Genomic DNA, 23,727 nt, shown 5'->3' on the forward strand with positions numbered 1-23,727 from the left:
TGTTAAAGTAATAGATACACCATGCTCCTTGCAGTTTGTGTATCTATTACTTACAACGTTTTATGAATTAGTAGTTATCTGAAGCACCATTTTTGTCATCTAATACGATTGCAACACTAGCGCTTGCTCCGATTCTAGAAGCTCCCGCTTCAATCATTTTCTCTGCATCTTCTCTTGTACGAACACCACCAGATGCTTTCACACCAACATTTTCTCCAACAGTTTTACGCATTAATGCGATATCTTCAGCAGTCGCTCCACCAGTTGAGAATCCAGTTGAAGTTTTTACAAAGTCAGCTCCAGCTTTTACAGATAATTCACAAGCACGTACTTTTTCTTCATCTGTTAATAAGCATGTTTCAATAATAACTTTTACAAGTGCTTTTCCTTTTGCAGCTTGTACAACTTCGTAAATATCTTTTTCAACGAATTCATTATCGCCATCTTTTAAAGCGCCAACGTTGATTACCATGTCAACTTCAGTTGCACCTTTTGCAATTACATCTTTTGTTTCAAATACTTTTGTTTCAGTTGTATTCGCACCTAAAGGGAAACCAATAACTGTACAAACATCTACATCATGTCCTGCTAATTCTTCGGCTGCTAATTTCACCCATGTAGGATTAATACAAACAGAAGCGAAATTGTATTTTTTTGCTTCTTCTAAAACTTTCATAACGTCTTCTTTTTTAGTATCCGGTTTCAAAACTGTATGATCAATTAACTTTGCAATGTTCATTTTCTTCACTCCTCATATCTTTTAACAACTTCATTCTAACTCCACTCTGAACAAATGTAAACACACTTTTGAAATTATGTTCAATATTTTTTTGAGATAGCGAACTAAGTTTTTAAAATTGACACAAAAAAGGGGATACCCTATTAACAGCTCCCTCATAAAACACAGTATTTATTCATTTATAAAGTGAAACTTTAATCAGTGAAGGGGCTTCACCCCTCACTGATTATCAGCCCTCACCAATCCGACTTTTACGGGATTAAAAAATTCCTTTCACAAATCTCTTATACAAACCATTATTTCATCATGAATTTTTTACTGAAAAACTCATATATTGCACAACCACATACTAAAAGAAGGTTTCTCAAATTCATATTTTTGAGAAACCTTCTTTTTTAACCTTTTTAATAATTTAAAAGCTCTTTCGCGGTATGCTGATCTATAATCAGCACATTTGCATATCCTCCGCTTAACGCACCATCTATTGCTTTTACTTTTCTAGAACCTCCAGCAACAAGAACAGAGCGTTTTTTTAAGCGCAACTCCTCTAAATCAATACCAATTGTACGCTGATTAATTTCCTCACTGCAAATATTACCAGCTCCATCAAAGAAACGTGAACAAATATCACCAACAGCTTGTTCTTTCAATAAACTCATCTCTTCTTTATCTAAGTAGCCTAATCGAAATAATAGAGCTTCGTCTCTAACAGTTCCAACCGTAAAAATTGCAATATTTGCTTGTTTTCCCATTTCAATAATATGGTGAATATGTCTATCCTGTTCCACTAATTCCTTTGTAACTGCGTTATCAAATATAACTGGAAGCGGTAGATTTCGTGGTGTCGTTTGAAATGCATCTGCAAATAAAGCGATTGTTTCATTCGCATAGGTATTAACACTTGAGTGACTAATACCCCCTTTTAATTGAACAACCTCTACCCCTTTTACATGTTGCGGCACAATTTTTCTTGCGATTTCATACATAGTGGTTCCCCAGCTCACACCAACGATATCACCATTTGTAACAGTCTTCTCCATATACTCAGCAGCATATTTACTAATATATTCCGTAATAGTCGCATACTCTGGTACCGGAGAAAATACGACGTGCGCTTCTAATAAATTATATTTTTTTCTAAGTAGATTTCCTACATTATCTAAATCAGCAAATGGATCTGCTATGTTAATTTGAACAAATCCTTTTTCTTTCGCATATTTTAAAAGCCTTGAGATGGTCGGTCTGGAAATATTCAGTTTATTAGCAATTTCTTGTTGGCTATAATCAGATTGGTAGTATAATCTTGCAACTTCAACACTTAATTGTTGTTTATCTTTATCCATAGTAGCTATTTATATATCCTTTCCTACATTTTTCTATCATTTACAAGCATTATACCGCTTTATTCTAGGAAATTCGACCATCTAAATTGATAGCCAACATTTTCAGAGTAACTTCAATCAAATTTATTTATTTGGCGAAAAAAATTTCTATCAATAAGTTTCTTTTTTCTATCCCTTGAATTAACACATATGAAGTTCCTTAAACCTCTATTTATCCTCGTTTCAAACTTCAACCAAAACAAAAAAATCAGCGGAGGCCCCCCCACTGATTAGAGTCTTACTTTATTCTACTACACCTTCATGTAATTTTTCTGTATAATTCTTGACATCCTGCCAACTATCTCTAGCTGTATTCAGATCTTCTTTGATAAAAGTAAACTCCTCAGGACTGATGCCTTTTACATTTTGCAACAAATTATTATACTTCGCTCCAATTGTATACCACTGATTCGATATATTTTGAAGAGAAGTAATGGCTGCATCAATTGTGTCCGTCATATTGATTGTCTTATTTTTAACATCAGTCAAAATAGCTACTTCCGCCTGTGCCCCAGAAATTCTAGCCTTTAAGTTTTCGATTTCTCGTTCTGCATTTGCAATATCTTTCTTAGCGACAGCAATCATCGGCCCACCAGCGAGACAAGTGATTAACGCCACACAAAGTGCTGCTCCCGCAATAACCATATCATTACTTTTTTTAATTGAATCATTGTAAGTATTGATTTGCTGTTGCAACAGCGGAATTCCAGCATTCGTACTTGCTAAAATTGAGGTTAATTGATTTGCATCATCTTTAAAGCTTTTTGTATCTTCTGCCATTCTATTTCGAAACGTTTTTAGATTTCCTAACAGCTTATCCACTTCACTCTGGTTGTTCAAAATGACATTGTACAATTTTTCTAAATCAGATTTCAATTTCCCGCTGTCTTTTTGGTCCATAGCTGCTAATAAATTGTTGTAATATGCTTGGAATGTATCATTAAATTCCACAATATTTTGATCCGTCTTCAAAATTTGAGGTTTCATTTCATCTAACCAGTATATCGCATTCAACTTGGCCTCTTTTTGGTGCTTGATCATATTTTCTCGTAAACTACTATTTACTGCACTTATTTTACTCAAATCTGTTTCTTGTTGATCACGAATTGTTTTCGCATATGCATCCATTGCAAATACACTAGATGTTGTTTGTGCCATTACATCCTGGAATCCTGCAGGACCAAGAGAATAGTTTTTATTACTTTCTTGCAATGAATGTATTTGCCCCTTTTGTTCTGCTGCAAGAGGATGCAGTGGTACAATATTACTTGTCGTAACCCCAAGAACCATTATTGACAACATGATTTTCTTATAAAGCCTCTTATTCATATCTCCACCTACTTTGTATAAAGTACAACTTCTATCAGCTGAGATTCCCTTTATCTCAATCATTCTCTGTGTCTCTCTGTTCACGAATAATGAGATTAAAAATCTCCTGCTCAAAATTGAACAGGAGACCTGCATCCCATACTTTATATGTCCGAAAAAATTATCAAGTATCTCCATATAAAGCATTAGTGATTTATTACGCTTTTGTATCCACTACTTTAATATCCTCAGCATAAATCTTTTCAGCATAATCTTTAATATTTTTCCAGCTATCTTTAGCAATATTTAGATCCTCTTTGATGAAAACAAGATCGTTAGGGCTAATAGATTCAACGTTTTGAAGTAAAGAGTTATATTTTGATCCCATTGTATACCATTGATTTGAAATATTTTGCAGTGCAGTAATGGCTACATCGATTGTATTTGTTAAATATTCAGTTTGAGTTTTAATATTTGTTAAGCCAGCTACCTGTAATTGAGCTTGCGAAATTTGTCCTGTTATCTTTTGGATTTCTGCCTGTGCATTATCAAGTTCTTTCTTCGCTAAAACAATTCCAGCAGTTCCCCCTCCTATCGCTGCTGCTCCACCTGCAATAAGTCCAATTCCTAATGGAGTCCCTGCACCAGTAGCAATTACAACTGCACCACCTATAATCGCAATTGGTCCTAAAGCTGTTGCAACTGACGATCCAATAATAATTGCGTTATATTTACCAATCGCCTCATTATACGTTGTGATTTGGTTTTGCATAAGTGGAATTCCAGCATCTTGACTTGCTAAAATAGACGTTAATTGATTTGCATCACCTTTAAAGTTTTGCGTATCTGTTGTCATTTTATTTCGGAATTGTTTTAGGTCTGCCACTAACTTATCTACTTTTTCTTTGTTCTCTGTAATACTAGCAGATAATCTTGTAAGTCCTTTTGTTAGTGTTGCTTTGTCTTTATTATCTACCGCTGTTACTAACGTATCATAATAGTTTTGGAATTTCGTATTATAATTAATAATATTTTGGTTCGTGGAAATCAATTGCGGTTTAATTGTATCCAACCAATGATTTGCATTTCCTCTAGCAACATCTTGATGATGAACGACTTTTGTTTTTAAAGAATCATCAACAGTCGTTATACCATTAAAATTAACATTAGCTTGTTTAATAATTGTTAAGGCATACAGATCCATTACTAAAGCATTTGATCCTGTTCTTGCCATCGCATCTCTTAGACCGTCTGGCCCTAATGAATATTCAGAGTACTTGTCCGATGCATCTGTTACACTAGCATGAATCGGAATTGGTTTTGTTGTGCTTTCCGCTGCATAAGTATGTGCTGGTAGGATATTACCTGCTGCAACTACTGCCATGATTGCCGATAGAGCCATTACTTTATAAGGTTTTTTTGTCATTTTTCTTCTCTCCCTATATCATTAATTATTGTGATGTATTGTCTGCAAGAAATTTAATGTACCATTACATTTGTCACGTAATCTTCAAATTGCTTCGTTTGTTTAGCCATCTCATCATTTAATCTTTTAAGTTGACTAAATTGTTTTTGGAATGTACTACTATCAATAGAAACACCTGTTGCAAGATTCTCTTTCATTTGAAGCATAGTTTCATTCACTGACTTCCAATCATTCACCAAATACTCCAAAGTTGTAATTTGTCTATTAATTAGCTCCGTAAAACTTTTTACCTGATCTTCAATAAATGTAATTTCAGTTACTTGAATTTCAGATTGTGATAACTTTTGAATAAGTGGTAGTAATTCTTTTTGCTTCTGCTGAATTCTATTCGCAGCTTCTCTTGTTTGACTATCTGCAGCATTTACGATTTCATCGCTAAGAGATCCAATCGATACAAAATCTACTGTTTTTGTCTGAGCTGTTTGATTCGTAATTGTAAAAACTTGTTTCCCAATATTAATTGAGCCTTTAATAATTTCATTTGGTCGATTTAAAATCTTTGTAAGTTCCGCTTGAATCTCTTCTTGAATTCTTTTAATATCCGCTCTTATTTGTACAATATCTCCATTTGAGCCCTTTAATGATTGAATTGCTGTGTCAGCCTTTTGAGATAGACTTGCATTATCTTTATCCAATAAAGCTTTAAAACGATTTAACTCAAGTAAAGTTTGTTCCATGTCATCTTGAATTGTTTGTGATTGACTATAGAGTCTACCGAAAGCGCTTACAAAATCATTTTTTGCTTGTTCATCTTCATTCACTTTTCCAGCTAAATCATATAATTTACTATAATAGCTATTAAATCTTGTACTATATCTCATCATTTCTTGATTTAGATCCATTAACTTCGGATTATACTCATCTACCCATTCACGGACATTCGTTTTTGCGATCTTTTGAAAATCTGTCAAACTACTCATAGCACTTACTTTAATATCTGGCTGTTGTAAAATAACTAATCCGTAAGCTTGTATTAAAGGAGTGTTTGCCCCTAAAGTTCTTATCGAATTTGACAATGTATTTCTAGCCGTAATATTTTGAACACTTGTTTGTTTAAATTCTGATTGATTACTTTCTGCGAAAGCACTTATAGGTGTTAAGCAACTTGTAGATACTGCCGTAACCAATAGCCCTGTAAGTAAAGTCTTTTTCACTTTAACTCCTCCTAATATATTAGTAACTAATTATATTTTTTTATATAGATTTAATACTGTTCATTTCTTTGTAATAGACAAATATAGGAAACGTTTCCATACGTATTCAATCTTTTTCGAATAGGTATGAACTCTATTAGTTTTTATATTTCCTTATTAGCGATTTCATCCCTTACTTTTTTGATTCAAATTAGAACTACTATCTTAATAAGAAAATAAAATCATATTTTACTATATCCACCTCTTTCGATTCATTAGATTTAAAATATAGCACCACTTGGACTTAAACTAAATCATATAAGCTATTCATCATACCTTTTATTTACTGAATGAATTTCCTACCATGAATCTTCTTCCAATTCCCTATAAAACTAAGAAAGAAGATTGCATATGTTACACAAAAATATTATTCATTTTTCACAATTCATTAATAAGGTTATGAAACAAATAGCTGTGTTTAAATTTAAGTTTTATACTGTAGCCTCATTTAAACACAGCTATTTTTTATCGTAAAGGTGTATTTTTTCTTCCGCTATTCCATAGGCTTTTTGTCTTTATTTCAATATAAAGTAACATTAACTTTATAAAATATTAATAAGAGTATTTTTCATTGAAAAGCACCTTTATCTCTAAAAGAATCGCCATAGCAATTATTATTTCGATATAACTATTATGAGTGTATGCAATTATGCATACACTCTTTTCACAAAGCAGATTTCCTTACTTTAAAACTTTTTCTCCCTTACAGAAAACAATTCATTTTCTCTTTTTATAAAAAAGAAAATGAATTAATCATCCTCCTGATAAAAACATTCCCTTTCTGCTCTTTTATTCATAGGTAGTAAGTCCCATCTATATCCTATATTCATTATCTAAAAGCGAGCGCTCACTAGCACCAATTAAATGGTCAAGTTTACTGAGAAATCCTATTCTATTTCTATTTTTTGATTAGCAAAGTATACTACAAACTACCACAGTGTCTACATTTATTACGCCTCCGATAATAGTAAGCTATCGTAGCGCCAAACAGAGCCACTCCCCAAATTGGCCATAATAACTCTGGACCTTCCAATGCCCATCCCCTATGATCTAGGCCCCCTTTATTAATAAAACCTCGGATGTACATCAAACCAGCTGAAGTAACCATAATGGAAACCAGTGAAGCCGGGATAATCGCTAATGAAAGAGGTACACGCTTACCAGCAACAAATGGAAACCAACGCGGAAAAATTTCTCCCCATCGCTGAATAAGCCCTAGCGTAAGAATTGCCCCTCCAAGCGCTACGGTTGCCAAAGACGCACCCATTAACCAAATTCCAGGTGAATCACGTTCAAAAGAATCAAGTAATTCTTTAGTCGTTCCTAGTGGAATGCCTATCGCCCAACACCATCTTGTTATGGAATAACAGATGGGAATTATAATAGCAATGTAAGTGCACCATTTCCCCCAAGATGCTGCTGAGGATTGTGATGTCCATTTAGAAGGATTACTATTTCGGCCACAATACGGACAAGCATTTCGTATTTGGCGTTGGTAGGCTAAAGCAGTAGCAATCCATAGAAAGGATCCGAGCATACTAATATATTGATTTACAACCGTCCCATACATCATGTGTTCAAAAAAATTAGCTTCAGATGGAAAATCAAATGGCGCTCCAACCAGAAAGACAATTCCATACGCCGCAGTCGCCAAAATACGGTAATCGATAACTGCAAATAATAGAATTGCTACTAACATATACACAAACGTGAGCAACATCATTCGGAAAGGTCCCTTGCCCCAGCCAAGAGTCATCAGGACAGCTACAATGACTCCCATTAATCCAAATCCAACCATCATAGGTGCACCGATCTCAGGCCTCAAACCAGCTAGCATTGAGTATTCAGAATGTGGATCCCCTATCCCAAGTGGAAAACCTTTTCCTCCCAACGCCCAATACAAACCTAATATGAAATACATAAACGACCACGCACCTGCAACATACCCAATCCATTTTGGCCATAGCGATAACCGCTCAACAATATGAATTCCGGTTTCACTTGTTTTCTTTATCTTTAACATCTCGAAAACCACCCCTTTTCTATTAGAAAGTTCAAATGCTAAAACTTTCCGCAAAATCCACACTGGCCTTTCCTTCTTTGATAATAAGCAAGAGTTGCCACTCCTAATGCTATTCCCCATGGAAGCCAAAATAGTGAAGGCCCTAATTCTCCCCAATTTCCAGTATTGATGGAACCATCCAATATTTTCAAAATGATAATCGGACTTATTTTTAATCCCGCAAGAGTGATAAGAACAGATGCACATGTCGCTGGTATCACCGCGAACCAAATAGGAACACGTCTTCCAGCCAAATAAAGGCACCAACGAGGAAAATTTCCTCCCCATTTTTGGATAAGTCCCAATGTAAGAATAGCACCGCATATTGGTAATCCCCCAAGTACGACCTCTATCAAACGTTCCGTAAATGATTGATTGCTAATTAATGTTGCTGCTGCATCACTCACTCCCAATGGAATCTCTGCAGCCCACGCTAAGCGGACAATGCCATAAGGAAGTGCCATAACGATAGCAATGTAGGTTGCATATTTCCCCAAACTGTTTCCGGCAATTGAGTTATCCTGAGTCTCCTTTTGGCGCCCGCAATTCACACATGCTTCCCGGCTCCGCCGCTGATAAGCCAAGGCTGTGGCTCCCCACAAAAATCCTCCTACCATACATAGAAGTTGATTTATTACAGACCAATCAATGAGTTGAAAGTGTAGCATGAATGAATAAGCGAAATTCTGTAATACCCGGACATCAGGAATCACAAACACTAGAGTCATACACATTATCCATGCGAAAATGAGCAGGACTGCACGTGGAATCATTCCCCCCCACATTCGGATTGTAGCCAATGCAGCGATTGCTCCAATCCCTCCAATGCAAACGATTGTCACTCCTCCCACATCTGATTGTATGTTTGCTAAAAATGATCCCATCATAACCCCTCTTGAATCATTTTCACTAAAAGGAAATCCTGCGCCTCCTAAAGCCCAATAAAGCCCCAAAATCCCATACAAGAAAGACTAGATTGCAGCTATATAAGCAACCCATCTATGCCAATCTGACAGCAGTTTATTTTGATTCCTCTTCCTATCTTTCAATGTGTATTCTGAGTTATTCTCAGTCGACTGTCGTATATAATTTAATTTAAAAACCATAGTCTCCAACTCCTTAGTGGATAGTGATGAGTAAGTTCATACTATAATAGGAGAAACAATTTGAAACGAATCCACGGACCTGTTTATAAACAGGTCTAAAGATCCGTTTATAAACAGGAGTTTACATGATTAAGGCTTTAGGCCCACTTCTTGTAAATGTCGCTAGAAAACAAAAACCCAATTCCATGTAAAGGAATTGGGTTGAGAACTTTCTAAATATAAATCAATAATCGCTTTCCTGATTCGGACGCATAAACCCTTGTTCCCATGCAAAAACAGCAGCTTTCGTACGATCAAGCATATGAAGCTTACTTAAAATGTTACTAACATGGCCTTTCACTGTCTTTCCACTAATGAAAAGACTTTCAGCAATTTCAGCATTCGTGAGTCCCCTAGCAATCAATCGTAATACTTCCAATTCTCGTTCACTTAGCTCGGAAAATGGATCAGGAGATGCCTGTTTCGTAGCACGAATCTCATTAACAACCCGTGCAGCCACCCGTGGATGCATAATGGATTCGCCTTGTACGCCTCTCCTTACCGTTTCAACCAATTGATTAGGCTCAATGTCTTTAAGCACATATGATATCGCCCCTGCACGTAACGCTGGAAAAATGTACTCGTCCTCATGATAAGAAGTCAACACAATCACTTGAGAACGAGGACTAACTTGTTTAATCATTCGTATCGCCTCTACACCATTGATACCCGGCATCACTAAATCCATGAGTACGATATCTGGCACAAGCTCAGCAGCTAGGTCCGTAGCATTCTCACCATTCTCTGCTTCTCCAACCACGTGAAAGTCAGGTTGAATTGTGAACAGAGTATTCAATCCTTGTCTTACAATTGCATGATCATCAACAATTAAAATCGAAATCGGATCTTCCTTCTCCATTTTCTGTCACCTCTTCTAAATAACCATTGGCATTCGGATTGTTATCTTCCCAAATGTCTGCTTGTTTACATTGAACGGTAATTTTCACACCTTTCTCTATCCCGCTTTGGATATCGATATTCCCTTTTAACGCATGAATCCGTTCACGCATAGAGGACAAACCTACTCCTTGTCGAGCTCCCCTTTGCATATCAAACCCACAACCATTATCATGAATAGAAAGAGTTACTACTTCTTCGCACTCTAGATGAATCATTACCATATTTGCTTGACTGTGGCGTGCAACATTATTCAGTGCCTCCTGTGTGATGCGAAAAAATGTTTCTTCAATAATGGGGGATACTTGTTGCTGTCCACTTGTCTCCAAATTAACCATGATACCCGTTTGTTCTTGCCACATCCCCGCATAATCTTTTAATGCATGTGCCAAATTCTTTCCCTCAAGTGCGACAGGACGTAATTCCCGTATTAATGCACTTAACTCCCGCTGCGTTTGATGTAACAAGTTTTCTGCCTTTAGTAAATGGTCTTTAGCGATATCATCATCTTTTCCAATAAGGGATTTACTAGTATTCAGCCAGATAGATGTAGCAAACAGTTGCTGCTTAATACTATCATGTAGCTCACGAGCTAATCGATTGCGTTCCTCAAGTGTCGCTAAATCTTGCCGCACTCTAAGTAAGGTACGTAATTGTTTCGCCATTTGATTCAACTTATATGCCAACTGCCCTAATTCATCCTTTGAAGGATCATGTACAAATGTTGTGAAATCTCCTTGACTCCATTGATCTGTAGAGTTTAATATCTTTTGAATACGACGAACGAGACTTCGAGAGGTGATAATTCCAAAAGTAATACCAACAATTGCTGCACCAATAAAGAAAGCCAAAATACTAAATCCAAAAAACTGAAAAGTAGCCTTCCAAAAATCGAACAAAGAAAAATGTATGTTTTCTGCTTTAACTACTAATACCCCAAGAACATCTTTCTCATTAGATAACGGAGCAACAATATATAAAACCCCACCTTTATGATAGCTATATGTTTTTAACTTACGTGCTTCGGATGGTTTCAGTGACAGAGCTGTATATATATTTCGATAAACTTTCGCAGGGAACTCTGTTTTAAAATCAATAAACTGAGGCACATTCTCTCCAGCACTTGCAAGTAATTTCCCATTTGGATCAGTCACCACAGAAAATCCATCGAATTCAGTCCCTACTTCTATGGGCCAATCTTCTAATGCCTTCTTCAGTTGATTTTGATTAATCAATGGTCCATTAAAGTTAGAAGATATATTTTGGGCCTGTATGCTTATCTGTTGTTCAAACATTTGGTCCGCATTATATTTCACTAGACTAAGTGAAATAAGAAAGCCTACCACTTCAAGGGTTAATAGAACACCAATGGTTGTTAATACATAAAATAAAGTCAGTTTCCACTGCAAGCGGCGGAAATGCCGGACAAAACGAGACAAAAATTTCATGTTTTTCCCTTCCTAATTGAAAGTATAGTGACCACCGTATTGTTCAATTCCCACTAAAATCTACTTCCTACTATAAAATATGTATTGAAATTTAACATTCCTCCCCCCAAGAAGCTTCTTTATATCATTCATTCTAAATTTAATTTTTCTTGATAAATTAGAAATTTCCTAGCGTACCCTTAAAATTATTTATGCACGAATATATCCTCTCCTTGCTCTTCTGTAAATCAGATCCTTTTCCGTCTTATCATTCACTCTATTTTAACAACTTCTTAAAAAGATAGATTGGTATGGAGAAACAGATATAAACTCCCCCCTTCTACTTAATGACGAATGTGGATGTGGAACATGCACTTTTGTAATAATATTCTTAAAGAAAAAATCAAAAACTATATATCTTTATTGCCTTAATAGTAGTAAATATATTCATAAAATGTAGATAATCATTTTAAAAACCAGGGTCGTTCAAATAATTGGTGAAAGTAAATGGATAGGAATTTTAACAAGGTTAGAAAGAATAACTTTTGGAGTGGTAAAAAGTTTCGAAATACCAAATTTAACATAAGGATTGGATACACAAAGATAAGATATAAAACCTATTTGTATAAAAAGGTAGCTCTACATAAGTAAAGCTACCTTAGAAATTGCTTGTTCTATAATCTTTATTTTTTCAAATGATACGGTACAGTCGTAATAACTACATTTCTCTTATAGAGCAAGAATGCACGAATCAATAAGCTAGACTGGTTATGAAGAATATTGTGCCAGCCTTTCTTAGGAATAAATTGCGGTATTACTACAGTAACCCGATAATTTGATTCGCTCGCTTTATATTGAACTGTATCAATAAATTTGGTTAGCGGCTGAATAATACTTCTGTAATGAGAGTGTAGTGTCACCAGTCTAACCTCAGGCTGCCATTTCTTCCATTTTTCTTCAAACTTCTTCTCATCTTCTCTTTCAAAAGAAACGTAAACAGCTATGACCTGATCTGGTGAAAGGGATTTAGCATAATTTAATGAATTCTCTACTACATGAGTCATCCCAGCAACAGGAACAATTATGACATTCCCTTCAATCGGCACAATTGGTTCACAAGTTTTAAGACTTAATTGATCACCTACCGCTTCATAATGCTTTCTAATTCGATGAAAAACAATAATAATGACAGGTAAGAAAATTAAGACTGTCCAAACTTGTGAAAACTTAGTTAAAAAGAACATACTCATAACTATAAAACTAATAATAGCACCCGTTAAATTAATCGTTAATTTTAAAATCCATCCTTGAGGCTTTTCACGAATCCATTTTACCACCATTCCAGACTGGGACAACGTAAATGGAATAAACACGCCTACTGCATAAAGTGGAATGAGATGTTCTGTTTGCCCTTGGAAAGCAATAATTAAAAGAATTGAAGCAATTCCAAGTATGATAATTCCATTTGAATACCCTAATCGGTCTCCTCTAACTGTAAACATTCTAGGTATAAACTTATCTTTTGCAAGATTAACTGCTAATAAAGGAAAAGCAGAATAACCAGTATTAGCAGCAAGTATTAATATCAACGCTGTTGTTCCTTGAATAAAGAAATACATGAAGTTCCGTCCAAATGTTTCTTCGGCAATTTGTGAAACAACTGTTACCTCTCCACTTGGAGTAATACCATAATAGTAAGCTAAATATACGATTCCTGAAAATAACACTGCAAGTAAGGAGCCCATCGCAAGTAACGTTTTAGCAGCATTTTTAGGAGCCGGATCTTTAAAGTTTGGAATCGCATTGGAAATGGCTTCAACACCTGTCAAAGCAGAACTACCTGATGCAAATGCTTTTAAAAGTAAAAACAAACTAACCCCTGCTACTGGTGTACCAATTGGTGTATGCAAATTAGGTGAGACTTCACCTGTTACAATGTTGTATATACCTACACCGATTAATATAAATAACGCTAAAACAAATAAATAAACGGGATAAGCTAAAATAGAAGCTGATTCCGTTACTCCTCTTAAGTTCAAAATTGTAATAAATAATACAAAGATAATAGCAATAATTACATTATGAGCATGTAAGCTAGGAAAAGCAGATGTAATAGCATCTGTACCTGCAGATACACTTACTGCCACCGTTAAAATGTAGTCTACTAATAAGGAACCTCCAGCTATTAATCCTGGATTAACACCTAAATTTTCTTTTGATACTACATATGCTCCCCCGCCATGAGGATAGGCAAAAATAATTTGTCTATAAGACAAAATTAGAGCTGTTAGCAAAACTAAGACTCCTATTGCGATTGGAATAGAATACCAAAATGCTAACGCCCCCACTGTAGATAGAGCAATCAATATTTGCTCCGGACCATAGGCAACCGATGATAATGCGTCAGAAGATAGAATCGCTAACGCTTTCGTTTTATTAAGCTTTTGCTCTCCTAATTCGGTTGATTTTAAGGGTCTTCCAATTAAAAACCTCTTTATAGTTGAAACCACTGCTGTCCACTCTCCAATAACTTTGTACGTACATTTCTCTTTTAGTCAAATTAATACGCTATTTTTCAGAAAACAAAAAATGTCTACAAGCCATAACAAATAGACTTGTAGACATTAATTTTTTTGTCGCACAAGCTCCACCTTCCTTCTCATATAACGCTTACGAGGTTAGCTGTCGGATTCGGGCCTGTGAGTAGCCCTACCTCTTTTGCAAGGATTCACCCCTTGGATTATGTATCAATCCATAAAAACGGTTCCCCCGTACCATCAGGTTTCAGCGATTTAGAAATTCGAAACTGTCGATTATCATACTCCCTTATTTAGAAAAAGTAAACAAAAATTTTTAAACAATGGCTTAAATTTTTAGAAATAGAAAAATTGTGATGATTATATAGGGTATTACTTCGTGAATGAATATAATGCATCATATAAAATTAGCTTTTGAAGTTTTTGCACCACAATCAAATTATTTATATATACGCTATCTATTAATGAATAGACTTCACCCTTTTTCAACTACAGTATACATATATCTAGACCCATCGATTACTTCTATCAGTTCCCCTATTAATACCCTTATTGTTCGAAATATTAAATCTAAAACCCGTTTTATTTGTAGGATTTCCTTACTTTTTGTCGAATATATTCAATGGGAGGAGGAATATTACATGATTTTCAAAGGATTCTTCATTAATCTATCTATTTTTGCTTTCCTAGTTAGCTCAGCTATATTCATTCGAGTGTTGATTTTGAATATTAATTCTAAATTAAACCGGCTATACGGAGGAGTAGTTGCCGGTATCATAGCTGCTATTCTGATGGTCTTTAATTTTAAGCACATGGGATTGTTTTATGATCTCCGAATGGCTCCTCTTATAATTTCGTACATTTATTTTGGTCGTACGGCCGGTTGGATTACAATAACATTTATTATAATTATGCGCATTTTCTATCTTGGTGGTAATTGGGGACCATCTTTGATTGTTTCTTTAGGAATAGCTACTATATATACTATTTTTGAAACTTATCTCAAGAAGCTTCATCCCTTTAAGAGAGTCTTTCTCTATCTAGCTGTTTATATAGCTATGATCCATTTGGTATTCGGATTCTTTTTTCCTTCTATACCTCTTATACTTTTTGACATTCAAGGTACATTATTTATATCTTCTGGACTATTGATCTGTATTTTTCTTATGGAGTCCTATCAAAAATTATATTGTTTAACACAAAATTTAACTAAAGCGAATGAAACATTACTAGAATCCAAGCAAGAATTAAGGGATACCGTACATGAATTGCAAGGAGGTATTTTTAAATTTAAAAAAGTAAATGGAAATTTTATTCATACTATGTGTGATGGGCAGTTATTTTATCAACATGGGTTTCACTCAGAACAAGTGGTAGGAAGAAGTTTACTTACCATAGATTCTTCCATTATTTCATTTCATTTACTTCCTCGACTACTAAAATATTATCAACAGGCATGGGATGGTGAAGAAGTCAGTTTCGAACTGCCATGGCCCAATGATGAGACTATTATACTTTTCTCTCTTAGGCCTGTTAAACGAGAAGGAACAGTTATTGAGGTAGTTGGTTCTACTGTTGATATAACGAAAAGAAAAAATGCGGAAGATGAACTAAAGGTGACGAAAGATCGGCTGGAATCATTTATTAATCATAACGTAGATGCTATCACTATATTTGATTTAGATGGACATATGATACAAGCCAATAAAGCTTATGAAAAGATATTTGGATGGTCAGAAAAAGAAATCTTGGGAAAAAAATTACCTTGCATACCTGATTTTTTAATGAATGAAACTTTAGAATTTATAAAAAATATTAAAAATACCAATATACAAGACCCTGTTATTACTAGGTTAGAAACAGTTAGACAAAGAAAAGATAAAACTCTAATTGATGTAAGCTTGACGGTTTCACCCATTCTAGATTTAAGGGGCAATGTAATTGCTTTATCAGGAATTTGTAGAGACATTTCTGAAAGGAAACAAGCAGAAAGAGAACTCCATCGATTACATCAACAATTAAAAGACAGTGAAATGAAATACCGTGCACTAATCGAACAAGCAACTGACGCAGTATATGTAGTAGAGCTGAATGAGGATCAATTTCCAACAGGATTTATAGAGGTAAATCCTGTTGGGTGTAAAAGATTTGGATATAGTAGAGAGAAGCTTCTCTCAATGCCATTTCCTAGTACCGTTCCGCCAGATTCTCCAATGGTCAAAAGAGTAATAAAAAAAATTAGAGAAGGGCAAACTTCTTTCACTTTGCAAGATGAATTTGTTTTTCCAACAGGAAAAACAATAACAACTGAGTTTGGTGTCCGTGTTTTTAACTTGAATGGCAAAAACGTTTTCTTGAGTATCTCTCGAGATATCACTGAGCGGTTAAAAACAGAGGAATTATTACGAAAATCAGAGAAACTTGCTGTAGTTGGTCAATTAGCCACTGCAATTGCCCATGAAATTAACAATCCTTTAACAGCAATGAAAGGATTCATGCATTTACTAAAATCATCGGAAAATAAGAAAAATGAACATTATATAGATATCGTGTTATCAGAGATTGAGCGAATAGAAAGTATTACAAATGAATTTATGGCACTAGCAAAGCCTCAGGCGTTAGAAATTAAAACAAATGATCTTAATGTATTAATGAAACAAGTTGTAATGATACTTCAGCCTCAAGCAATGATGAACAACATACAAATTACAACTGAGTTTACATCTGATACTTCATTCATCCTTTGTGAAGGAAATCAATTAAAGCAAGTTTTTATAAATATCTTAAAAAATGCGATTGAAGCGACAGCAATGGGAGGGGAAGTCTTGATTCAAATCGAATATATACCTGATAAAAACCAGGTAAACATTCGATTTACTGATTACGGATGCGGAATTGAAAAAGATCGTATACCTTATCTAGGAGAGCCATTTTATAGTATTAAAGAAGATGGTATCGGTTTAGGATTAATGATCTGTTATAAAATGATCGAAAAGCACCAAGGAAAGATACTTATTGAAAGTGAGGTAGGTAAAGGAACGACAATCAATGTAAATCTTCCTATATCTACTCTCGAAAACTAATATTCTTATTTATCTTTTTAGGTACCACCGTATCACCAGAAATTTAAAAATAAAAACATCTCAAAAGTAAAAAGTTTCTTTTCTATAGTTTAGAAGAAGAAATTTTTTCATTTTAAATATTATGGATAATTTAATTTAAAAAAATGAAGAACAATATCTATTAGAAGCTGATGATAGTGTAAAAATACCAGCAAATTCGAAACATAAATGGGAAAATTCTTAGATATGGTGGATTATTCCTAGAATCGTTGCCGTATCTTAATAAAGACATCCTTGTTGTACAGACAATTGGTATACCAAACATGATTGTAATACACAAATTGATCGAATGAACTTAATAGAAAGAGAGGGCCTTTCTGGTAAGAGCTCCTCTCTTTCTATTAAGTTGTGTCATGTGTAAGTTTATCATTTTAACCGAGAAGACTCCCTCCTCTAAACGAAGTGAAGGTGGGGGTAGTTCAATTCTTATTGATTCACGTACGTATCAAACCATAAATGGATATATCCAGCTGTAATACGTTGCGCTTCTATTAAGCGTTTTCCTGTTACTGGTGTTACCTCAGCACGCCATTTATCAGCAGAGTCTTGTGACACAGCCGCTTTTATAAACCAACCTTTCGTTGAACTTTAAGGTGAGAGTCTTACTATCGGCGAATAGCGGGATAAAATATTGAATGTTCATATACAATTACCTGATTTGTACTTTTTTATATCCACCTTCTTTTTCGAGACCATTCATTTTTAAATTCACATAATAAACCAATCTAAATATAAACGGAAACAACAAAGAGCCTACAAGGGATGGAATGAATATTTTATTAAAAAGTGAAGCTATCCCAAAAAGAATCACCGCAAAAAAGTAGCCTACAATTGCACTCCAATAAACAAAACGTGCAAATTTAATTTGGAACGTATCACCTTTTTTGCAAGGTTTACCGAACATAACTTGGACAAATTTAATCAATGTAATCACCTCTCCTTATGCTGTAGCTTGTTTCAAGAGACAACAAGCCAATTATATCTCATTTACAGTAACTCACTTGGAAATGTCTCCTCGAAAACCCGTCACACCAGCAGGTCTACGAATCTCTCTATAGACTGTTGGAATGTTCGCTTACAGCATCTCTTCATAAACTTTTAAATTTTGATAAATAATTTTTAACAATGGCGCATCTATATGAAATTGTTTTGCTAATTTTAACAAATATCCTTGTAAGTACTCCCCCTCGATAGGTGAATCTTTCTCCATATCCCGCTGCATAGAAGATTTCATATCATATGAAATCTTATCGATCGTCTTCATATGTTCGTCAACAATATTATCCTGAATTGGGGCTCCAGATGCTTTCATAATCTGTGCTGCTTCTTCAAATAAATTCCGAATCAAGTCCCGTCCCCCATCACTTTCACGAATTGGTCCTATTGGTGCGCGCATTAGCGTAGTCACACCTGACATAACAGTAATAAATAAATATTTATGCCACATATCTTGCACGATATGATTACTCAAAACAAAACTTGCTTTTGTACCCTTTAATGCATCGGCAATCTCATATATTCGCTCTGTATGTAGATGTTTAATTTCCCCAAATACAAGTCGGTCAGCAGAGCTAGTTTGAACAACATCTCCCTCACCGTTTAATGTTGTTTCAATAAAACACAAACCTCCAATAACTTTATCCTCACCAAATACCCGTTGTAATACAGATAGATGAGCTATACCATTTAGTAGTGGTATAATAATTGTGTTCTCACCAACAAATGGCTTCAAATCGTTTATTGCTTCTTCTAAATGATAAGTTTTTGTTGAAAATAAAATTAAATCGAATGGATCTGCGGATTCAGTTTTTGTGATTAATTGTGGTATAAAGGAGAAATCTCCATTTATGCTACGAATAGCAAGACCATTTTTCTCAAGCTGTTGTTTTCGTCCACTACGAACGAGAAAAGTAACGTCTTCCCCTTTTTCTACTAAACGGCCTCCAAAATACCCTCCGACTCCTCCAGCTCCTAGTACTAAAATACGCATATAGAACTCCCCTTTTCCAAACATGAAAATTTTACTTCCTTGTAACATAACTATATTATACATCTGACTCATTAATTAAACAGAAGATTCAACTTTTTAATAAGGTTTTATTTTAAAATTATGTATTATAGACTTAGTAAAGACTTGTATAGTTAGAAAGGATGAGAAGAAATGCAATATCCAATGTTCTTATCTAAAAGATTAACAATACGCCCCTTTGAATTAGATGATGCTCCGAGAGTTCAAGAATTAGCAGGCGATAAAGAGGTTGCGAAAACTACTACAATTATTCCTCACCCTTATCCAGATGGCTGGGCAGAAGAGTGGATTACCTCTACTCATACAGCTATGGATAAGGGAGACAGTTTTCACTTTGCAATGGTTAATGAGCAAAATATGCTCATCGGTTGTATTTACCTTTTTATTAACAAAAAACACAATAAAGGAGAACTAGGATACTGGCTGGGTAAATCCTATTGGGGCTGTACAGAAGTCGGTCAGGTCATCGTTACATATGCATTTGAAGAATTACAGCTAAATCGTATTTATGCTGATGCTTTTACTAAAAATCCTGCTTCTTCTAAAGTCATGCAAAAATTAGGCTTGAAACATGAGGGAACATTTAAACAAAGTTGTTTGTATTGGGGAGTGTATGAAAATACTGTTGTTTATGGTTTAACAAGATCTGATTATAACAAGAGTAAGTAGCTTCTCTTCTTTTTAGCGAATATCAATAATACGAAAGCTTTACTTCCACCATAAAAATCAAAATTTCAAGAAGAAAAAACGCAGAAACCTCCTTTTAACAATTACGTTTTAACATCTAAATGAATGATTATAAAAAGAGTAGGCCACAAATTTTTATGGCCTACTCTTTTATTTAAACATTTCCCTTGTTTTGATTCACCAGAAGTAATCTATATTTTCTCATATCTTATAAATAAGTTAAAATCCTCTTCCATCCCAAAAAAACACCTACATAAAATATGATATACTAAATTCAAAATCTTTAGAGGAGCTGGCTATTATGGGGATGATTGGACAGTATCTATTAGTTACAGATGAGGAATTAAGTAAAATCAACAATAACGAGTTAGACATTTATTTTAGAGAATCTGATTTAGATATCGATAAGTCATGGCAGTTACTTCATTTTACTTTATGTGGTGAGATTGGCGGAGGCGAACCACCGCTTGGACATGTCGTACCGCTTAATGATTCCATCATAGATAACGATTCTCTCGGTACATTTTATCTTACAACTAGTGAAGTCGAAGAGGTCTATTCTGCAATAAAAGATTTAAGCGAATCTGATTTCAACAACATGTACAACTTTCAAGAATTAATGGATGAACAGCTTTATCCACTTGTTGAAGATGATGACCCGGATGAAATATTAGAATATACCTATAGTTACTTTTTAGAAATTAAGGATTTATATAAGCAAGCTGCTGCAAACAAGCAATGTGTAATTTTTTTCATTATCTAAATAGAAGTGAACTACCCTCCCCTTCACTTCTATTAGAGGAGAGGGGCTTCTCGGTTAAAACGATAAAAAAACGGATCCTCTCTTTGACGATAAGATCCGTTTTTTATGAAAGTGAACGATTATCCTAATTTCACTTTATTTTCTTCTTCAATTTTTTCTAATGCGATAGCCACTTGCTCTTCTGTTAATTCATGCTCTTTTACATAACGATTGCGCGGGTGTACACGGCATTCATGTGAACATGCACGTAAATATTTCTCTTCATTTTCTTCCGAGCATAAGATTTGTTTGTTACATTCTGGATTTGCACAATTTACATAGCGCTCACATGGTTCTTTTGTAAAGTGGTCTTTCCCAACAATAACATGTTCTTTTTGGTTTACTGGTACACCAATACGCTCATCGAATACGTAACATTGTCCATCCCATAGTTCACCTTGCACTTCAGGGTCTTTTCCGTACGTTACAATTCCGCCGTGAAGCTGACTTACATCCTCAAAGCCTTCACGCACTAACCAGCCTGAAAACTTCTCACAGCGAATACCACCTGTACAATATGTTAAAATCTTTTTACCTTCGAACATTTCCTTATTTTCATCAATCCAATCTGGTAGTTCGCGGAATGATTTAATATCAGGTTTAATCGCGCCTCTAAAATGCCCTAGCTCATATTCATAATCATTTCTTGCATCTATGATAACTGTATTTTCTTCCTTCATTGCTTCACAAAACTCTTTTGGTTCTAAATACTTACCTGTTGTTTCTTTCGGATTGATATCATCTTCTAAACGAAGTGTAACAAGCTCTGAACGAGGGCGCACATGCATTTTTTTGAACGCATGTTCATCAGCTTCATCCACTTTAAACACGATTCCATCAAAACGTGAATCGTTCTTCATTGCTTCCATATATTCCTCTGTTTGTTCAACAGTACCTGAAGCAGTTCCGTTAATCCCCTCTTCTGCTACAAGAATTCTTCCTTTTAACTCAAGTGAATTACAAAATTCTAAATGCTGAGCAGCAAATTCTTCCGGATTCTCAATTGTAGTGTACATGTAGTACAGTAACACTCTGTATGGTTTTGTATTTGACATTTTATTTTTACCACCTATCTAATTCGATATTTTAAAATCATGTATAAGTTAACGATCATATCGGAACATATAAGAATAAGAAAAGATATGTTAACTATTGCTCAAATAACTTTCTCCTATTTACAATGTTTTCCTATAAGTTAACGCAAATGAAAAACGAGATTACATCACAATCCAATAGAGTTGTGATGTAATCCCAATATATTATATAACATACAAATTGGTTTCCAGCAATTAATATGCTGTAATCCCTGTTTTACAATTAAAAAACAGCCTTTTCCATTCCATATTATAGGTTAATTTTCCTACAATCCCAAAAGTTATAACTGTATGTTAGCTATTTATTTATTTTTATTACATAGTTATTTCAAGTACACCTTTTATTGTACACAGTCATATAATTTGCATTAAGGAAACATTTGTGTTCAAATAAAAAAATCAACTAAAACATCTAAATGTATTGAAATAGATAGTAAGAATAAATACAATAATTGCATCATGCTAAGAAACTAAAGGGGAAAACTACTATGAATAAAAATATAACAAAAGATGAACACGTCCCTTCTCAAAGTACAACCGTTCAATCTGCTCATCTAGCTTTAAGTGGTGAAACTAAGGGACTAAAAAAATTATTACCTTTTCTAGGACCTGCATTCATCGCATCTGTTGCTTATATTGATCCAGGGAACTTCGCTACAAATATTGCAGCTGGATCACAATATGGTTATTTACTACTTTGGGTAATTCTCGCTTCCAATTTAATGGCCGTTTTAATTCAGTCTCTATCAGCGAAACTCGGGATTGCTACTGGTAAAAACCTTCCAGAAGTTGCTCGCGAACATTTCCCAAAACCCGTTTCAATTGGTTTATGGATACAGGGTGAACTCGTTATTATGGCTACTGATTTAGCCGAGTTTATCGGTGCTGCTTTAGGATTATATTTGCTATTTGGCATTCCAATGTTACCTGCTGCTTTAATCACAGCAATCGGATCATTCATTATTCTTGAATTTCAGCGCAGAGGCTTCCGCCCATTAGAAGCTGTTATTACAGGGATGGTCTTTATTGTTGTTGTTGCATTTGGTGTACAAATGTTTTATGCGAAACCAGAGCTAAGTCCCCTTCTTTCGGGACTATTTATTCCTAAATTTCAGGGTGTAGATAGTATTTTACTTGCAGCTGGGATTTTAGGTGCAACAGTAATGCCACATGCAATTTATCTACATTCTGCTTTAACGCAGCGCCGCGTAGTTGGAACAACAGATGAACAGCGCAAAAAGATTTTTCGCTTTGAATTCATTGATATCATTATTGCAATGGTGATTGCTGGAGCAATTAACGCAAGTATGCTAATCGTAGCAGCTGCCCTGTTCTTCAAAAACGGATTACATGTTAAAGATTTAGACGTTGCTTTTAATGAATTTAGCAATTTAGTTGGACCTGTATCAGCCAGCCTTTTCGGAATTGGATTGTTGGCTGCTGGTTTATCTAGTTCTTCCGTCGGTACAATGTCTGGTGATATTATTATGCAAGGATTTATCCGCATGCATATTCCTTTATATGTAAGACGCTTTATTACAATGATTCCGCCTCTTGTTATTATTGCTTTAGGGGTGAATCCAACTTACGCTCTTGTTATGAGTCAAGTTGTATTATCATTTGGAATCGCGTTTGCATTAGTACCTCTTATTATGTTTACAAGTAGCAAAAAAATTATGGGCGTGCTAGTTAATCATCGTATTACAAGCGCAATTGCCTGGTTAATCGCGGCTCTAGTTATCGCTTTAAATATTTTCTTACTGTATCAAACATTTACTGGACAATAAAGCTATTATGTTTTTGATTTTTATTTTATA

General features: G+C 34.8%; 17 protein-coding genes, 1 pseudogene and 1 riboswitch. Of the genes and pseudogenes, 4 read left to right on the plus strand and 14 right to left on the minus strand.

Going from position 1 to position 23,727, the window contains the following annotated elements; genetic code table 11:
* Positions 1–67: 67 nt before the first annotated feature.
* The 10 genes from deoC to C568_RS0110010 form a co-directional block, all read right to left on the minus strand.
* On the minus strand, positions 68–739 hold the full coding sequence (gene deoC / locus C568_RS0109960) for a deoxyribose-phosphate aldolase (protein WP_018765387.1): 672 nt from the start codon (positions 737–739) through the stop codon (positions 68–70).
* A 404-nt stretch (positions 740–1,143) separates the two neighbouring features.
* Entirely contained in the window at positions 1,144–2,082 is a 939-nt protein-coding gene (locus tag C568_RS0109965; protein WP_018781399.1) for a sugar-binding transcriptional regulator, read from the minus strand.
* A gap of 282 nt (positions 2,083–2,364) precedes the next feature.
* On the minus strand, positions 2,365–3,450 hold the full coding sequence (gene nheC, locus C568_RS0109970) for a non-hemolytic enterotoxin subunit C (protein ID WP_029427109.1): 1,086 nt from the start codon (positions 3,448–3,450) through the stop codon (positions 2,365–2,367).
* Positions 3,451–3,646: 196 nt separating this feature from the next.
* A complete protein-coding gene (gene nheB, locus C568_RS0109975) occupies positions 3,647–4,855 on the minus strand; it encodes a non-hemolytic enterotoxin subunit B (protein ID WP_018781401.1) in 1,209 nt (402 codons plus the stop codon).
* Between the two features lie 53 nt (positions 4,856–4,908).
* Positions 4,909–6,069 (minus strand): non-hemolytic enterotoxin subunit A, encoded by a 1,161-nt coding sequence (gene nheA, locus C568_RS0109980; protein WP_018781402.1) that lies wholly within the window; start codon positions 6,067–6,069, stop codon positions 4,909–4,911.
* 961 nt (positions 6,070–7,030) lie between these two features.
* Positions 7,031–8,131: a hypothetical protein gene (locus tag C568_RS0109985; protein WP_029427110.1), complete on the minus strand. Its 1,101-nt coding sequence runs from the start codon at positions 8,129–8,131 to the stop codon at positions 7,031–7,033.
* Between the two features lie 38 nt (positions 8,132–8,169).
* Positions 8,170–9,054 (minus strand): hypothetical protein, encoded by an 885-nt coding sequence (locus C568_RS0109990; RefSeq protein WP_018781404.1) that lies wholly within the window; start codon positions 9,052–9,054, stop codon positions 8,170–8,172.
* A gap of 445 nt (positions 9,055–9,499) precedes the next feature.
* Positions 9,500–10,174: a response regulator gene (locus C568_RS0110000; RefSeq protein WP_018781406.1), complete on the minus strand. Its 675-nt coding sequence runs from the start codon at positions 10,172–10,174 to the stop codon at positions 9,500–9,502.
* A complete protein-coding gene (locus tag C568_RS0110005; RefSeq protein ID WP_018781407.1) occupies positions 10,137–11,660 on the minus strand; it encodes a sensor histidine kinase in 1,524 nt (507 codons plus the stop codon). Before C568_RS0110005 ends, C568_RS0110000 begins: the two co-directional genes overlap by 38 nt.
* Before the next feature lie 662 nt (positions 11,661–12,322).
* Positions 12,323–14,149, minus strand: a complete 1,827-nt coding sequence (locus tag C568_RS0110010) for an APC family permease (RefSeq protein WP_003196822.1) — start codon at positions 14,147–14,149, stop codon at positions 12,323–12,325.
* Positions 14,150–14,290: 141 nt separating this feature from the next.
* Positions 14,291–14,439: riboswitch (cyclic di-AMP (ydaO/yuaA leader) on the minus strand.
* A gap of 378 nt (positions 14,440–14,817) precedes the next feature.
* Here C568_RS0110010 and C568_RS0110015 point away from each other — a divergent pair.
* Positions 14,818–17,259 (plus strand): PAS domain S-box protein, encoded by a 2,442-nt coding sequence (locus C568_RS0110015; RefSeq protein ID WP_018781408.1) that lies wholly within the window; start codon positions 14,818–14,820, stop codon positions 17,257–17,259.
* A gap of 465 nt (positions 17,260–17,724) precedes the next feature.
* On the opposite strand, the pseudogene C568_RS32785 reads toward C568_RS0110015, so the two are convergent.
* The 3 genes and pseudogenes from C568_RS32785 to panE form a co-directional block, all read right to left on the minus strand.
* A pseudogene (locus C568_RS32785) lies at positions 17,725–17,883 on the minus strand (phospholipase); the annotation flags it as partial.
* A 64-nt stretch (positions 17,884–17,947) separates the two neighbouring features.
* A complete protein-coding gene (locus C568_RS0110025) occupies positions 17,948–18,223 on the minus strand; it encodes a hypothetical protein (RefSeq protein ID WP_018765378.1) in 276 nt (91 codons plus the stop codon).
* 150 nt (positions 18,224–18,373) lie between these two features.
* Complete coding sequence (gene panE, locus C568_RS0110030; RefSeq protein ID WP_029427113.1) at positions 18,374–19,288, minus strand: 2-dehydropantoate 2-reductase; 915 nt, start codon at positions 19,286–19,288, stop codon at positions 18,374–18,376.
* Between the two features lie 171 nt (positions 19,289–19,459).
* Here panE and C568_RS0110035 point away from each other — a divergent pair, with 171 nt between their 5' ends.
* Together C568_RS0110035 and C568_RS0110040 are read left to right on the plus strand one after the other, a co-directional pair.
* Positions 19,460–19,996, plus strand: coding sequence for a GNAT family N-acetyltransferase (locus tag C568_RS0110035; RefSeq protein ID WP_018781410.1), 537 nt, complete (start codon positions 19,460–19,462; stop codon positions 19,994–19,996).
* Positions 19,997–20,315: 319 nt separating this feature from the next.
* Positions 20,316–20,777, plus strand: coding sequence for a YfbM family protein (locus C568_RS0110040; RefSeq protein ID WP_018781411.1), 462 nt, complete (start codon positions 20,316–20,318; stop codon positions 20,775–20,777).
* 119 nt (positions 20,778–20,896) lie between these two features.
* Here C568_RS0110040 and trhO read toward each other — a convergent pair whose 3' ends face one another.
* Positions 20,897–21,871 carry an oxygen-dependent tRNA uridine(34) hydroxylase TrhO gene (gene trhO, locus C568_RS0110045; protein ID WP_018781412.1) on the minus strand — a complete coding sequence of 325 codons (975 nt, stop codon included), beginning with the start codon at positions 21,869–21,871 and terminating at the stop codon, positions 20,897–20,899.
* A gap of 527 nt (positions 21,872–22,398) precedes the next feature.
* Between trhO and C568_RS0110050 the strand changes: the two genes are divergently transcribed.
* Positions 22,399–23,697 carry an Nramp family divalent metal transporter gene (locus tag C568_RS0110050; RefSeq protein WP_006094501.1) on the plus strand — a complete coding sequence of 433 codons (1,299 nt, stop codon included), beginning with the start codon at positions 22,399–22,401 and terminating at the stop codon, positions 23,695–23,697.
* Positions 23,698–23,727: the final 30 nt, after the last annotated feature.

This window comes from Bacillus sp. 95MFCvi2.1 (assembly GCF_000374965.1).
Lineage (GTDB): Bacteria > Bacillota > Bacilli > Bacillales > Bacillaceae_G > Bacillus_A > Bacillus_A pseudomycoides.